Raw genomic sequence first — 14,585 nt, 5'->3', positions numbered from 1 at the left:
GTGGCGGTTTTCCGCCGTTTGGCGGCAAATCATCTGCCACACTGGCGGGTATCCGCCTCGAATGACGGATCAGGAGTGAGCCTAAATCGCGAACGTAATTCGGAATGCCGCGCCGCCCAGTTCCGAGTCACCCAAGGTCAGCTGCGCGCCGTAGCTTTCGATGATGTCCTTGACCACCGCCAGACCGATGCCTTGCCCCGGGTTTTGCGTGTCCAGCCGCTCACCGCGTTCGAGAATCCGTGCACGCTGGCTTTCCGGAACACCCGGGCCGTCGTCTTCGATGCACAGTTCGTCGCCCATCATCGATGACCGCCAGCTCACGCGTACCTCGCCGAGGCACAGGCGGTAGGCGTTTTCCAGCAGGTTGCCGAGCATTTCCAGCAAGGCGCCCTCTTCCATTTGCACCTGGCAATTGTCTGGCAGGTCGAGCACGACGTTGACGCGCTTGTCGCGGTAGACCTTTTCCAGCGTGTTGCACAGGCTCTGCACCACAGGCTTCAAGGCCACGTGATAGCGCACCAGCCCGCTTTTACGCAGGCTGGCGCGCTGCAGTTGATAACTGATCTGCTGGCTCATGCGCTCGATCTGCGATTGCAGAATCCGCGCCTGCTCCAGGTCTTCCGGTCGTTTGGCGATTTGCTCGCTGACGCCCTGCAACACGGCCAGTGGGGTTTTCAGGCTGTGGGCGAGATCGTCGAGGGAGTCGCGGTAACGAATGCGCTGTTCGCGTTCGCTGCTCAGCAGGCGGTTGAGCGAGTCGGTCAGGCGCAGCAGTTCGCTGGGGTGTTCTTCGCTGAGGCTTTCCCGCGAGCCGGCCTCGACCTGATCGAGCTCCTGACTCATGCCCCGCAGCGCCCGCAGGCCCCAAGTCAGCCCGCCCCACAACAGAATCAACAAAACCAGCAGCGCGCCGCCGAAGCCCAGGTAGAGTTTCTCGCGCAGGCCGGAGATGGTTTCCTGGTATTCGCGCACCGGTTGCAGCGCGACGATGCTGAAGGCGGCATTGCGCCCGCCGAGCAGTTTGATTTCGACGTCGTAGACGAAAAACTCGTCGCCGTTGGGTTGGCGGATCTTCGCGAATTCGTTGCCGCGGCCGTCGTAGCGGGGCTGGTAGTCGATGGCTTCGTCTTCGGTGGCCCGGGAGCGCCACACCAGTTTGCCGGCGCGGTTATAGATGTAGCCGAGCAAGCGGCTGTCGGGCAGGGCGAATTGTTCGCCGGGCAATAACGACGGCATCAGCAGGTGGTCGTCTTCGACGCGGGCGGCAGAGATCAGTGTGGTGACGTCCGACGCCAGGCGTTTTTCGATGGAGCTTTCCAGCGCCAGGCTGAAGGCGCTTTGCAGCGCCGGCAGCATCAGCAGCATGAAAATGACGGCGAGGGTCGCGGCGCCCAGCATCAGACGCAGGCGCAGCGAACGAATCATGTACAGCGCTCGGTGAACAGGTAGCCCAGGCCGCGCACGGTGTCGATCGGCTTGAACCCCGCGGGCGCTTCGAGCTTGCGCCGCAGCCGACCGACCAGCACTTCGATCACGTTCGGATCGCGCTCGTCGTCATCGGGGTAGAGCTGCTCCATCAGGCGCTCTTTGGGGACCACTTGCTGGTGGTGGCGCATGAGGTATTCGAGAATCCGGTATTCGTAGGCGGTCAGCGCCAGGGGCTGTTCGTCCAGGGACGCCTGCTTGCGGTTGAGGTCCAGGCTCAGCGGGCCGGCGACGATGGTCGAGTGGGTGAAACCACTGGAACGTCGCAGCAAGGCGTTGAGGCGCGCTTCGAGTTCTTCAAACTGGAACGGCTTGACCACGTAGTCGTCGGCGCCGGCGGCCAGGCCTTCGACCTTGTCCTGCCAGTTGCCGCGCGCGGTCAGGATGAGGATCGGGAACGCCTTGTTCTGCACGCGCAGCTGACGGATCAGGTCGAGACCGCCTACACCCGGCAGGCCCAGGTCGATGACCGCCAGATCGTGGTTGAACTGGCCCGCCTGATACAGCGCTTCCTCGGCGTTGCCCACCGCTTCGACGACGTGACCGCTTTCGGTCAGGCGGGTCTGCAGGTGGTGACGCAGCAGGGCTTCATCTTCGACAACCAGCAATTTCATGACGCTCTCCCAGGCAAAGGCATACCTCTCGTTTCAAGAGTCTCAACGAGGCGCTGCCGAGCGCGTGCAGTGTGACGAGCCCGGCAGCGATTGTGCAATTCAGACACCGCGAAAAAACAGGCTGGCGGCTTATAAAACGTAGTGGACGGGTAAATAGGTGTGCTGACTCTCGCTCAGGCTCAGCGAGGGCGGTTGCTGCACTGTACGGACCGGTAAGGGGGTGTCGAACAGTCTAGTCGTGCCCGGCGAAGGCATCTGCACGTTGTAAGACACCGCAAGATTGCCCGTTTGCAGGCTCATGCCGTTAACACGGGCGGTGAGATTTCCGTAGCCGACTGCGTAGGGATCATCAGCAGGCTGCTGGCTCAACGTCTGGCTCCAGTTGCCAACCTGGCTGCTGGTGGTGAGACTGCGGCGCGGGCCGTTGAGGCGGTCGGCGCGTTCGGTGTTCTTGCCGAAATCGGTGCGGGACACGTCCGCGTTGCCATCAGCCGCTTGCGCCGCCGCGCTGCTGCCGAGAAACGCCAGCGCCAGAAAGAGCTTGTTGAACGTCAGCATGAGCAGGTCCTCCGGCGCCAGGCGCCTTGTTGGGTACGGTTTGGAGCATACCCAGCCAGCGCTGAACCCCTCCTGAACATGTACTGACCCACCGCATTCTTCAGCAAGCTGACTCCCACAGGTTCTGTGCATGACGCTGAAGTCTCGGGGCAACACTCATCTCCTGTAGGAGTGAGCTTGCTCGCGAAAGCGGTCTGCCTGCGCCATCCACTCCGCCTGACCCACCGCATTCGTCAGCAAGCTGACTCCCACAGGTCCTGTGTACCCCCTGGATTTTGCGTTGGCCACACAGAGGATCTGTGCATGACTTTGGATTGGGGATTCCCGGCAAACCGGTTTTGCGCCCAACACCGCGGTTCCGGCAGAATGCCGGGCATGACTCGATCCCCTACACTCCCCGACTGTTGCCCCGCCCTCACCGCTCACTGGCCCTTGCCCCATGGGCTGGCGGACGTGGTGTTGGTGAGCAGTCGGTTCGATCCGCAAAAGCTCATCGAAGGTGATTTCCAGCGCTGTCTGATCGAGCCGCCCGCCTCCATTCAGCGGTCGGTGGCCAAGCGGCAGACGGAGTTTCTTGCCGGTCGTTTGTGCGCCCGTGAGGCGATGCGCCGGTTGGACGGCCGCTGCCACGTCCCCCTGATTGGTGAAGACCGCGCGCCCATCTGGCCAGCGGACGTCACCGGTTCGATCACCCATAGCACCGGCTGGGCCGCCGCGATCGTCGCGCGCAAAACGGACTGGCGCGGATTGGGCCTGGACGTCGAACAGCTGATGAGCAACGAGCGCGCCGTGCGCCTGGCCGGCGAGATTCTGACCCCCGCGGAGATGCAGCGCCTGAACGCCGGGCCCGAACATCAAGCAGCCAAGGTTGTCACCCTGACCTTTTCCCTGAAAGAAAGCCTGTTCAAGGCGCTTTACCCCATCGTGCTCAAGCGTTTCTATTTCGAGGACGCCGAGTTGCTGGAATGGTCAGACGACGGCAACGCGCGGCTGCGGCTGAACATCGATCTGTCGCCGGAATGGCACAACGGCAAAGAGCTGGACGCGCAGTTCAGCGTGCAGGATGGGCAGCTGTTGAGTCTGGTGGCGATTCGGGGCTGACATCAACCTCCTATGCGGCGGAGTACATTGTGGGAGTGAGCTTGCTCACGAAGGCGCCCGTTGATCCACTGATTTTCTGGCCGCCATACCCAGCGGGCAATGCTCACACCGCCCCACCCACTCCACCCGATAACTTAGGCAGCACGTGCGCCGCTGCCGAACCGTCTGCCCGTCCTGCTCTAAATAGCTAACGGCATTGAACAGCGGATTGCGCCGCCCATCCGGCCTCAGCCGTTCACGCAACAAGCCATACGCAGCACTAAGAGAAACGTCGCCCGCCGCAGACAACTGCCGCAAGCAGGTTTCCAGATAGTCCCCGGCGTTGCCCCACAGCACGGTCGCTGGCACATCACCGTAATCACTCAAGCGCTCAATCACCTGCTGCAGATTCTCCAGCAGCGGCGCAAACCGCTCGAACGGATTTTCCGAAACCGACACCTCCATAACGTGCCCGTGAAACCGCACCCCATCCAGATAGCCCCGTTCGTGCAGGGCGAAACTCAGGCGGTCCAGCCCTAGCGGCCACCCCGCGCCATGGGCCAGACTCGCCACCACCACCGGTGGAATCAGCTGCATGGCGTAGTACTTCATCCATTGCGAGACCAGCACCGGCAACTGATCCTTCATCAAGTCCGGCCCATACACCTTCAGCAGCAGGCGATCCAGGGCGTCATCCCGCAACAGCTCGGTGAGCGGTGACACGGGCCGTGTTTCTTCGACCACCACCGTGCGGGCAAATCCGGCCAGCGCATCGTCGAACATCATGCGTCCCCCTGCTGGCGGGGCCAAGCCAGGCTGAAACACGCGCCGCCCAGGGTTTGACTGCGCCCGATCAGCGCGCGCCCGCCATGCCAGTGGATGATGCGGCGCACAATCGACAACCCCAAACCATGGCCGCCCGACGCCCGGGTGCGGCTGTCGTCCAGGCGCATGAACGGCGTGAAGATCCGCTCCCAGGCACTTTCCGGCACGCCGGGCCCGTCATCGTCGACGTCGATGCGACAGCGCTCTTCACTCAACTGATAGCCGATGCGCACCTCCGACTCGGCGTGGCGCATGGCGTTGCTCACCAGATTCTGCAGCGCGCGGTGCAAGTAACGCGGTTCGGCCTCAACCCAATGCGTCTCGTCGGACCCAATACGATGCAGCGCGTCAACGCATTCTCCGCGTCTGACGCTGATGTGCGGCCGCAGCGGCGCCAGTTCGGCAATCACCTGATCGATCAGGGCATCGAGGTCGATGCGCTGGAAACTCAGGGTCGGCGCGCCCTGCTCCAGGCGCGCGTAGGTGAGCATCTCGTCCACCAGCTTGTCGAGGTCCTGGATATCGCTGTCCATGCCGACCATGTATTTATGCCGCGCTTCCGGGGTCGTGGCGTCGTTGATCATTTCCAGCCCGAAACGCAACCGCGCCACCGGCGTGCGCAGCTCGTGGGACACGGCGCGGACCAGTTCGCGCTGGATCATTAGCGAGCGCTGCAAGTGCTCGGCCATGCCGTTGAACGCCGATGCCAGCCGCCCGACCGAATCCGCGCCGGCTGCGGGGACGCGGGTTTCCAGGCTGCCCTGGGCGATCTGCGTGGCCGCCGCTTCCAGTCCCCGCAACCGGTGCTCAAGCCGACGCACCAGCAGGTAAACGACCAGGCCGATCAGGCACAGACCGAGAAAGGTGATGAGGATCAGCAGCTCCGGCGGATAGGGGTTCATCTGGAACAGCGGGCCGATCTCCAGCACCCACGGGGTTTCGCCGACGCCGGACAGTACGCGGATCGAATCGCCGCCCTTGCCCAGCGCCATCACCGTGTCGCCCTCGTCGATGCGCCGACGCTGGTCGTCATCGACATCCAGTTTTTCCAGCCGAATCAGCTGCATGTCGAAACCGAACCCCTTGCTCTGGTGCAAGGCTTCCAGCCGCGCCGGCTGCTCATCGACCGGCAGACGCACCAGCTCGTCGAGCAACAGAAAGATCGTCGCGCGGGCCAGTTGCTCGCTGATCTGCCGCACCTCGCCGGTCAGCAGCAAGCCGCTGGACGGATTGCCCGACAGCGCCGGCTCGACCTCCCGAAAGACCCGCGCGGCATGGGGCCCGGTCTGTTCGACCACCACCTGCCCGCGACCCAACCGGCTGCGGGCGCTGCCATCCAGATGCGCGTGCTCGGCGGTTTCCAGTGTCAGCGGGATACCCAGCAGCCGTTCCCACACGGCGAGGGCGCGGGTGCGTTCAATGTCATTCATGCCCCGCAGGTTGTCGGCCATCAGGGTGAAGGTGCCGTGGGCCAGTTGTTCGCGGTACTGATCGGCGCGCACGGCGTTGACCAGATGCAGGGTCAGCACACCCAGCAACGCCACCAGCACCAGAACGCCGAGCATGCCGCCATAAATGCGCAGGAAGATGGAATGCATCGGTCAGCCGCCGCGCTTGAGGGAGGGCAGTTGCGCGGCGGCGTGGGGCACGAACAGGTAACCCTTATTGCGCACGGTCTTGATCAGGCGCGGGTGGTCGGGATCGTCACCGATGCGCGGGCGGATTTTCGAGATGCGCACGTCGATGGAGCGATCCTGGCCGTCGTAGCCGACGCCGCGCAGGGCGGTAAAGATTTCTTCGCGAGAGAGGATGCGCCCGGCGTTGGCGACCAACAGCCACAACAGGTCGAATTCGGCGCTGGTCAACTCAACGCTCTGGTCGTTTAGCCACGCTTCACGCAAGGTGTTGTCCACGACCAGCGCGCCGAATTCCAGCCGGTGCTGTTGCTGGACCGGGCTGTCGACGGTTTCGCTGCGCCTTAACAACGCATGGATGCGCGCGAGCAGCACCCGGGGATGCACCGGTTTGCCGACGTAATCGTCTGCGCCCATGTCCAGGCCCTGAATCTGGTCGCTGTCATCGGTGCGCGCGGTGAGCATCAGGATCGGGCCGTCATAGTGGCTGCGCACCTTGCGACAGATGCTCAGGCCGTCTTCGCCGGGCAGCATGAGGTCGAGGATCACCAGGTCCGGCTGCTCGTCGATGATGCGCCGGGCCGCCCGCGCGCCGTCCCCTTCCAGGCTCACGCGCAGGCCGTTGTTTTCGAGGTAGTCGCGGGTGAGTTCGGCCAGCCGCTGGTCATCCTCGACGATCAGCACCTGCCAGGGTTGTGGCTGCACGGTGAGGCTCCTTGTTTTTTCTTATTAAAAGTGCTTGCCCAACGGGCTTTTGCGATGGCCTTCACGCCCGCAAAATTCCCGAAAAAATGATTTTGGCCGCCGACAAAGCGCTCATCCCAGACGCCATGCGGCCTACACGGGATTTCCCCGTTTCACACACAAATTACACACAGCTTTATCCACAGCTCATGCGTTGCAGTAAGTGTCCGAAACGCATATCTTGTAGCCCTTCGACGGCGGAGACCCTACATGTGGGGTTTTCGCCTAAATCCCAAACACAAGTCAGTGCGCGATTTCAAGGTTTTTTCTCGCGCATTACGTGTGTACGAAGGGCTGAATAACCCCCGAATCTACCGCTCTACCCCGCCAGCGCGAATGGCAGACCACCCAGCCTTGGGATCTGCGCGCAGCGGCATACGAGTTGCAACATCAGATGCGCATTCTGCAACAGTTTTTCGGGTGACGGGCTCAAGTCCGGCACCCTTTTCGACTTCAACGCCAGGGAGGGTAATCCACCTTCCCATTCGTCCTGAAGTCATGGCCTGACATTTGTCAGTCCACTGCCGCAAGACGAAACGGTGGGCGTGCATTTTGCGCCCAAACAAACTTAAAGAACGTGGAGACACCCATGCAAACCGACACAACTCGCGAGAATCCGCAGGCCACCGCGCCGCAGACAGGTGCGACCCAGCAGGACCTGTCCGCCACCGCGCCGGGTCAGCTGCGTGTGATCAAGCGTAACGGCACCGTCGTTGCGTACACCGATGACAAGATCACCGTCGCCATCACCAAGGCCTTTCTCGCAGTTGAAGGCGGCACCGCTGCCGCTTCGTCGCGTATCCACGACACCGTTGCGCGCCTGACCGAACAGGTCTCCGCGACCTTCAAGCGCCGCATGCCGTCGGGCGGCACCATCCACATCGAAGAAATCCAGGATCAGGTCGAACTGGCGCTGATGCGCGCCGGCGAGCAGAAAGTTGCCCGCGACTACGTGATCTACCGCAACGAGCGCTCCAAGGAGCGTGCCGGTCGCACCGCTGGCGAAACTCCTGTGCAGGCGCACCCGTCGATTCGCATCACCGCCAAAGACGGCAGCCTCGCGCCGCTGGACATGGGCCGCCTGAACACCATCGTTACCGAAGCGTGCGAAGGCCTGGCCGAGGTCGATGCCGACCTGATCCAGAGCGAAACCCTGAAGAACCTGTACGACGGCGTTGCGCTGACCGACGTCAACACCGCACTGGTCATGACCGCGCGTACTCTGGTTGAGCGTGAGCCGAACTACTCGTTCGTCACCGCCCGCCTGCTGATGGACACCCTGCGTGCCGAAGGCCTGGGTTTCCTCGGTGTCGCCGAAAGCGCCACCCACCACGAAATGGTCGACCTGTACGCCAAGGCGCTGCCGGCTTACGTCGAGAAAGGCATTCAGTTCGAACTGCTGAACCCTGTGCTGGCCGAATTTGACCTGGAAAAACTGGGCAAGGCGATCAACCACGAGCGCGACCAGCAGTTCACCTATCTGGGCCTGCAAACCCTGTACGACCGTTACTTCATCCACAAGGACGGTATCCGTTTCGAACTGCCGCAGATCTTCTTCATGCGTGTGGCCATGGGCCTGGCGATCGAAGAGAAAGCCCGTGAAGACCGTGCCATCGAGTTCTACAACCTGTTGTCGTCCTTCGACTACATGGCCTCGACCCCGACACTGTTCAACGCCGGTACCCTGCGTCCACAGCTGTCGAGCTGCTACCTGACCACCGTTCCGGATGACCTGTCGGGCATTTACCACGCCATCCACGACAACGCCATGCTGTCCAAATTCGCAGGCGGTCTGGGCAACGACTGGACCCCGGTTCGCGCGCTGGGCTCTTACATCAAGGGCACCAACGGCAAATCCCAGGGCGTCGTGCCGTTCCTGAAAGTGGTCAACGACACCGCTGTAGCAGTGAACCAGGGCGGCAAGCGCAAAGGCGCTGTCTGTGCGTACCTGGAAACCTGGCACATGGACATCGAAGAGTTCATCGAGCTGCGCAAGAACACCGGTGATGATCGTCGTCGTACCCACGACATGAACACCGCCAACTGGATCCCTGACCTGTTCATGAAGCGTGTCTTCGACGACGGCAAGTGGACCCTGTTCTCGCCGTCTGAAGTGCCTGATCTGCACGACCTGACCGGTAAAGCCTTCGAAGAGCGCTACGAGTACTACGAAGCGCTGACCGAGTACCCGGGCAAGGTCAAGCTGTTCAAGACCATTCAGGCCAAAGACCTGTGGCGCAAAATGCTGTCCATGCTGTTCGAAACCGGCCACCCATGGCTGACGTTCAAGGATCCGTGCAACCTGCGTTCGCCGCAGCAGCACGTGGGCGTGGTTCACAGCTCGAACCTGTGCACCGAGATCACCCTGAACACCAACAAGGACGAGATCGCGGTCTGCAACCTGGGCTCGATCAACCTGCCGAACCACATCGTCGACGGCAAGCTGGACACCGACAAGCTCAAGCGCACCATCGACGTGGCCGTGCGCATGCTCGATAACGTGATCGACATCAACTACTACTCGGTGCCGCAAGCGAAGAACTCCAACTTCCGTCACCGTCCGGTCGGTCTGGGCATCATGGGCTTCCAGGACGCGCTGTACCTGCAGCACATTCCGTACGGTTCAGATGCGGCCGTTGAATTTGCCGACCGCTCGATGGAAGCCGTCAGCTACTACGCGATCCAGGCTTCCTGCGATCTGGCGGACGAGCGCGGTGCCTACGAGACGTTCCAGGGTTCGCTGTGGTCCAAAGGCATCCTGCCGCTGGATTCGCAACAGATCCTGATCGAACAGCGTGGCCAGAAGTACATCGACGTCGACCTGGAAGAAAGCCTGGACTGGGCGCCAGTTCGTGCTCGCGTTCAGAAAGGCATTCGTAACTCGAACATCATGGCCATCGCACCGACCGCGACCATCGCCAACATCACCGGCGTGTCGCAGTCGATCGAACCGACTTACCAGAACCTGTACGTGAAATCGAACCTGTCGGGCGAATTCACCGTGATCAACCCGTACCTGGTTCGCGACCTGAAAGCCCGCGACCTGTGGGACTCGGTCATGATCAACGACCTGAAGTACTACGACGGTTCGGTGCAGCAAATCGAGCGCATCCCGCAGGAGCTGAAAGACCTGTACGCGACCGCCTTCGAAGTGGACACCAAGTGGATCGTTGACGCGGCCAGCCGTCGTCAAAAGTGGATCGACCAGGCGCAGTCGCTGAACCTGTACATCGCCGGCGCTTCGGGCAAGAAGCTGGACGTGACCTACCGCATGGCCTGGTACCGTGGTCTGAAAACCACTTACTACCTCCGTGCCCTGGCCGCGACCAGCACCGAGAAGTCGACCATCAACACCGGCAAGCTGAACGCCGTTTCCAGCGGTGGCCACGGCCCGGACGACTCGGCGATCACCGCCCCGCGTCCAGCCGAAGCGGCACCGGCCGGTCCAGCGCCAGTGCCGAAAGCCTGCGCGATCGACGAGCCGGACTGCGAAGCCTGCCAGTAACACCCGCTGGCAAGCGCGCCTCTCTGTAGGCGCGCTTGCCCCCGAACAGCTCGCTGACACCACTTGTGGGAGCGAGCTTGCTCGCGAAGCTCTCGCTCACACCACAGTCCCCTGTAGGAGTGAGCTTGCTCGCGAAGCGGTTCTAGCAACACCGCGACCCGGGAGCCCAAACGCTCCCGGCCCTCGCTGCCCCTCCCCGGTTTCAGCTACACTCCCCTCTTGCCAAGCCAGGAGAATGCCCATGCCAGCTGCCTCGCTAGAGTCCAAAAAAGCCTACTGCGCCAAAACGCGCCGCTCCAACTACGCCGCCAGCCTGCGGCTGGAAGGTTACGAGAGCTCGCCCGCCGACTCCGAACGCCGCCTGCCCTCACGGGAAGAGCTGCTCACCAGCTACCGCAAAAAACAGGCTTGATGGTCGATAAATACGGCGTCGGACAGGACCCCTACTGTCCGCGCGGCAGCACCGTGCTGCGCAACCGCCTTGACCTCACCGACGCAGAAACCCTGGCCCAAGCCGAGCGCGACCTTTCTGAAGTCGCCGCTGAAGCCATCGACTTCTCCCTTCCTCCGTACGATCTACCTTATCTTCAAGCCATCCATCGCCAGCTGTTCGCCGATCTGTATGACTGGGCGGGCGAACTGCGCACCGTCGATATCTCCAAAGACCAGACCCACTTCTGCGTGACCCACCGCATCGAGCCCGAGGCCAACAAGCTGTTCAAGGTGCTGGCCGACGCGAACTGGTTTCAGGAACTGGATCGCGGGGGCTTGATTGCGGCGAGTGCGGAGCTGTTTGGGGATTTGAACGTGGTTCATCCATTTCGAGAGGGGAATGGGCGGGCTCAGCGGATTCTGTTTGAGCACATCATTGTGAATGCGGGATTTGAGATCAGTTGGTGGCCGGTGGAGGCGGAGGAATGGATACGGGCGAATGTGGATGCGGTGGGGTGTGATTATGAGGGGATGGTGCGGGTGTTTGAGCGGTGTGTTGGGGGGCGATTGGGGGCTGCGGCTGATTGACGCTCTTCGATTCAAATACCACTAGCGCGAGCGCCTTTTGTCAGGTCGGCCGTCATCGAAATGAGTAGCGTATGGGCTCGCGCATCCATGGACGGCACGTATCTCGGGCGTCTTCAGGGTCAAGGGCTTTTATGAGCCGTTGACCTGCGTCACAAACACCGGCAGATGACGAAATACGCAGTTTCACAAACACCATATCGTGTGTATTCTTACGCCCACGACCACTAGATAGGCGATTCAGAATCAGTGAATCACCGTCAGGTCAAGAAAAATCCAGCGCGCGTTCGCCCTGTCGAACGACCGCTGAAAATGACGGATATACGGGTCGCAGCAAAGACGTACGGAGCAAATTTCCGTATACTCGCGCCCCCAATCAAGGACAACGCCATGACCACCTGCGCACCCAAAGCCGACCGGATTCCTATGGTCACCGTGCGTTTGCCGCGTCAGCGTTTTGCTCCTCTCCCGGGTGACAGGTCTAGCGCCTGACAACGTCAACCGGAACACCGAATACCTAGATTTTCAGAGAGCCCTCTCTCGACCGCTGTATGGCGTGACCCGTGTCACAACAGCAGCAAACCGATTACTCAAATCCACAGGCCGCGTAAAACCGGTCCTCTAGCAGGAGCCTCCTCACCATGCTGAGCTGGGACGAATTCGACAAAGAAGACGCCGCTGAACCCGCCAAAGGCGCCAACGCCGGCCACGCTTCCGAAGCCGCGATGGACAAACTCGACAGCGCCGGTGGTGCTGCTGCGCTTGAAGCCCGCGCCGTCAGCGCAAACGACTCCGACGCCATCGCCCGCGCCAAAGCCGCGCTGGACAAACTGGACGTCGCTGAAGGTCTTGCCGAACTCGAAGGCTCCGCCGCCCGCGTCGCGGTCGACGAAAAACGCATGATCAACTGCCGTGCCGACCTCAACCAGCTCGTGCCTTTCAAGTACGACTGGGCCTGGCAGAAATACCTCGACGGCTGCGCCAACCACTGGATGCCGCAAGAGGTCAACATGACCACGGACATCGCCCTCTGGAAAGACCCGGAAGGCCTGACCGACGACGAGCGCCGCATCGTCCTGCGCAACCTGGGCTTCTTCTCCACCGCCGACTCCCTGGTTGCCAACAACCTCGTGCTGGCCGTGTATCGCCTCATCACCAACCCTGAATGCCGCCAGTACATCCTGCGCCAGGCGTTCGAGGAAGCGATCCACACCCACGCCTACCAGTACTGCATCGAATCGCTGGGCATGGACGAAGGCGAGATCTTCAACATGTACCACGAGATCCCATCGGTCGCCAAAAAGGCAGCCTGGGGCCTCAAATACACCCGCTCGATCTCCGATCCGAAGTTCGAAACCGGCACCGTCGAAACCGACAAAGAACTGCTGCGCAACCTGATCGCCTACTACTGCGTTCTGGAAGGCATCTTCTTCTACTGCGGCTTCACCCAGATCCTCTCCATGGGTCGCCGCAACAAGATGACCGGCGTCGCAGAACAGTTCCAGTACATCCTGCGTGACGAGTCCATGCACCTGAACTTCGGCATCGACGTGATCAACCAGATCAAAATCGAAAACCCACACCTGTGGGACGCCGAAATGAAGGAAGAAGCAACTCAGATGATCCTGCAAGGGACCCAACTGGAAATCGAATACGCCCGCGACACCATGCCCCGCGGCGTACTGGGCATGAACGCAGCGATGATGGAGGACTACCTCAAGTTCATCGCGAACCGTCGTTTGAGCCAGATTGGTTTGAAGGAAGAGTATCCAGGGACCACGAACCCGTTCCCATGGATGAGCGAGATCATGGACTTGAAGAAAGAGAAAAACTTCTTTGAGACGCGGGTTATTGAGTATCAGACCGGTGGGGCTTTGAGCTGGGACTGATTTGATCTCGACTCAGTAAGCTGCACACGAAAGGGCTGCCAGAAATGGTGGCCCTTTTTATTTGCTGAACGCCGAGCAGGCACTCGAGAATTCCTACCTGATCGTTCCCACGCTCCGCGTGGGAATGCAGCCCTCGACGCTCCGCGTCCATCGCGCTGGAGCTAACTAACCAATCTGAAGCACCCAGCAACACCAACCCGGTTCTACCAACCGCCCGCTTCCATTAGCCTCCGACGCTCCGCCCCCATCTCAGATTAAAGGACGAATCCATGGGCCGAAGCCGTTACACGATTACGGAAATCGACAAACCCCACTTCCTGACCTGCACCATCGTTGAATGGCTGCCGCTATTCACCCGCCCGGCCTTGGTCGATATCGTGCTTAACACGTGGCGCTTCCAACAAGCGAATCAAGGTCTACAGCTCTATGGGTATGTCGTTTTAGAAAATCACCTTCACTATCTCGCTCAGTCTCCAAACCTCGCAAAATCCGTGGCTGGCTTCAAGTCCTACACGGCGCGAAACATCATCGACTACCTCCAACTCGCGCACGCTGAAAGCACTCTTCAGAGACTTCGATTCGCTAAGCGCGCGCATAAGGTGGACCGCGTTTATCAGGTCTGGCAGGAAGGCGTGCACGCGGAGATGGTCTACAGCGAGAGTGTCATGCAGCAAAAGCTCGACTACATACATCAGAACCCGGTGAAGCGAGGGTATGTGGACTTGGGGGAGCAATGGCGATATTCGAGTGCGCGGGATTACCAAGGGGAGAAAGGGCTGATCAACGTGCAGCGGTGGTCCTGATGGACGCGGAGCGTCCTGGGCTGCATTCCCACGCAGAGCGTGGGAACGATCGGATCACCTGAGCGTTAAAATCAATGTTATTGCCCGCCCGAAGTCAGACGGGATTGGCTAATTACTGAGCCCATGGGTAAGAGGCTTAAGGCTACTAGCCAAAGATCCAAACCATTCGTACAGTGCTAGGTAATTTTTCCTACACACGGAATGGAATAGTGCTCCCCACGTTAAGCCAGAAAGCATCGTCAAAGCAGGTGGATTCTGCTCAACCTGGGAGCGCTCAGCCGCGCTTCGTTAAAGGAGAAATCTACCAGCGAAAGCGCGATATTCACCTCCCTATGGAGGCAGTTATCAGCCGGGAATTACCCGTTCAAAAAAACGAGTGCGGTCTTCATATTCACCGGTAAATCCGGAGAACAGTACGGTTACCACGATAA

Annotated in this window: 12 protein-coding genes; 6 read left to right on the top strand and 6 right to left on the bottom strand. The window is 60.8% G+C overall.

From position 1 onward, the window contains the following. Positions 1-81 precede the first annotated feature (81 nt). The 3 genes from JN403_RS11260 to JN403_RS11250 form a co-directional block, all read right to left on the bottom strand. Positions 82-1,425: an ATP-binding protein gene (locus tag JN403_RS11260; protein ID WP_205487010.1), complete on the bottom strand. Its 1,344-nt coding sequence runs from the start codon at positions 1,423-1,425 to the stop codon at positions 82-84. Further along, the gene (locus tag JN403_RS11255; RefSeq protein ID WP_122535748.1) at positions 1,422-2,099 is read right to left on the bottom strand and encodes a response regulator transcription factor; all 678 of its coding nucleotides are present in this window, start codon (positions 2,097-2,099) and stop codon (positions 1,422-1,424) included. The genes JN403_RS11260 and JN403_RS11255 overlap by 4 nt, the downstream gene beginning before the upstream one ends. Before the next feature lie 129 nt (positions 2,100-2,228). Further along, the gene (locus JN403_RS11250) at positions 2,229-2,657 is read right to left on the bottom strand and encodes a hypothetical protein (RefSeq protein WP_205487009.1); all 429 of its coding nucleotides are present in this window, start codon (positions 2,655-2,657) and stop codon (positions 2,229-2,231) included. Between the two features lie 375 nt (positions 2,658-3,032). Between JN403_RS11250 and JN403_RS11245 the strand changes: the two genes are divergently transcribed. After that, positions 3,033-3,758 (top strand): 4'-phosphopantetheinyl transferase, encoded by a 726-nt coding sequence (locus tag JN403_RS11245; protein WP_205487008.1) that lies wholly within the window; start codon positions 3,033-3,035, stop codon positions 3,756-3,758. Positions 3,759-3,803: 45 nt separating this feature from the next. Here the strand turns inward: JN403_RS11245 and fhuF are convergent, their stop codons facing one another. The 3 genes from fhuF to JN403_RS11230 are packed head-to-tail and all read right to left on the bottom strand — an operon-like array spanning position 3,804 to position 6,901. Then, positions 3,804-4,562 carry a siderophore-iron reductase FhuF gene (fhuF, locus tag JN403_RS11240; protein ID WP_205487007.1) on the bottom strand — a complete coding sequence of 253 codons (759 nt, stop codon included), beginning with the start codon at positions 4,560-4,562 and terminating at the stop codon, positions 3,804-3,806. Then, a complete protein-coding gene (locus tag JN403_RS11235; protein WP_205487006.1) occupies positions 4,520-6,160 on the bottom strand; it encodes an ATP-binding protein in 1,641 nt (546 codons plus the stop codon). The genes fhuF and JN403_RS11235 overlap by 43 nt, the downstream gene beginning before the upstream one ends. A 3-nt stretch (positions 6,161-6,163) precedes the next feature. Beyond that, positions 6,164-6,901, bottom strand: a complete 738-nt coding sequence (locus JN403_RS11230; protein WP_205487005.1) for a response regulator — start codon at positions 6,899-6,901, stop codon at positions 6,164-6,166. Between the two features lie 628 nt (positions 6,902-7,529). On the opposite strand from JN403_RS11230, the gene JN403_RS11225 reads away from it, so the two are divergent. From JN403_RS11225 to JN403_RS11205, 5 genes are all read left to right on the top strand, one after another. Beyond that, positions 7,530-10,445 (top strand): ribonucleoside-diphosphate reductase subunit alpha, encoded by a 2,916-nt coding sequence (locus JN403_RS11225; RefSeq protein ID WP_172609336.1) that lies wholly within the window; start codon positions 7,530-7,532, stop codon positions 10,443-10,445. Positions 10,446-10,686: 241 nt separating this feature from the next. After that, positions 10,687-10,857 carry a YhfG family protein gene (locus JN403_RS11220; RefSeq protein ID WP_122535490.1) on the top strand — a complete coding sequence of 57 codons (171 nt, stop codon included), beginning with the start codon at positions 10,687-10,689 and terminating at the stop codon, positions 10,855-10,857. Beyond that, complete coding sequence (locus tag JN403_RS11215) at positions 10,857-11,465, top strand: Fic family protein (RefSeq protein ID WP_205487004.1); 609 nt, start codon at positions 10,857-10,859, stop codon at positions 11,463-11,465. Before JN403_RS11220 ends, JN403_RS11215 begins: the two co-directional genes overlap by 1 nt. A gap of 638 nt (positions 11,466-12,103) precedes the next feature. Next, entirely contained in the window at positions 12,104-13,351 is a 1,248-nt protein-coding gene (locus JN403_RS11210; RefSeq protein ID WP_037012114.1) for a ribonucleotide-diphosphate reductase subunit beta, read from the top strand. Between the two features lie 269 nt (positions 13,352-13,620). Beyond that, a complete protein-coding gene (locus tag JN403_RS11205; RefSeq protein WP_205487003.1) occupies positions 13,621-14,154 on the top strand; it encodes a transposase in 534 nt (177 codons plus the stop codon). Positions 14,155-14,585: the final 431 nt, after the last annotated feature.

It is taken from the genome of Pseudomonas sp. 15A4, from assembly GCF_016925575.1.
GTDB lineage: Bacteria > Pseudomonadota > Gammaproteobacteria > Pseudomonadales > Pseudomonadaceae > Aquipseudomonas.
This window is presented reverse-complemented; position numbering and strand designations above follow the sequence as displayed.

Excerpts from the sequence above, each read along its gene's own strand:
- JN403_RS11235 (WP_205487006.1), bottom strand. The coding sequence starts at position 6,160 with ATGCATTCCATCTTCCTGCGCATTTATGGCGGCATGCTCGGCGTTCTG.
- JN403_RS11250 (WP_205487009.1), bottom strand. The coding sequence starts at position 2,657 with ATGCTGACGTTCAACAAGCTCTTTCTGGCGCTGGCGTTTCTCGGCAGC.
- JN403_RS11215 (WP_205487004.1), top strand. The coding sequence starts at position 10,857 with ATGGTCGATAAATACGGCGTCGGACAGGACCCCTACTGTCCGCGCGGC.
- JN403_RS11210 (WP_037012114.1), top strand. The coding sequence starts at position 12,104 with ATGCTGAGCTGGGACGAATTCGACAAAGAAGACGCCGCTGAACCCGCC.
- JN403_RS11255 (WP_122535748.1), bottom strand. The coding sequence starts at position 2,099 with ATGAAATTGCTGGTTGTCGAAGATGAAGCCCTGCTGCGTCACCACCTG.
- JN403_RS11245 (WP_205487008.1), top strand. The coding sequence starts at position 3,033 with ATGACTCGATCCCCTACACTCCCCGACTGTTGCCCCGCCCTCACCGCT.
- JN403_RS11205 (WP_205487003.1), top strand. The coding sequence starts at position 13,621 with ATGGGCCGAAGCCGTTACACGATTACGGAAATCGACAAACCCCACTTC.
- JN403_RS11225 (WP_172609336.1), top strand. The coding sequence starts at position 7,530 with ATGCAAACCGACACAACTCGCGAGAATCCGCAGGCCACCGCGCCGCAG.
- JN403_RS11220 (WP_122535490.1), top strand. The coding sequence starts at position 10,687 with ATGCCAGCTGCCTCGCTAGAGTCCAAAAAAGCCTACTGCGCCAAAACG.
- JN403_RS11260 (WP_205487010.1), bottom strand. The coding sequence starts at position 1,425 with ATGATTCGTTCGCTGCGCCTGCGTCTGATGCTGGGCGCCGCGACCCTC.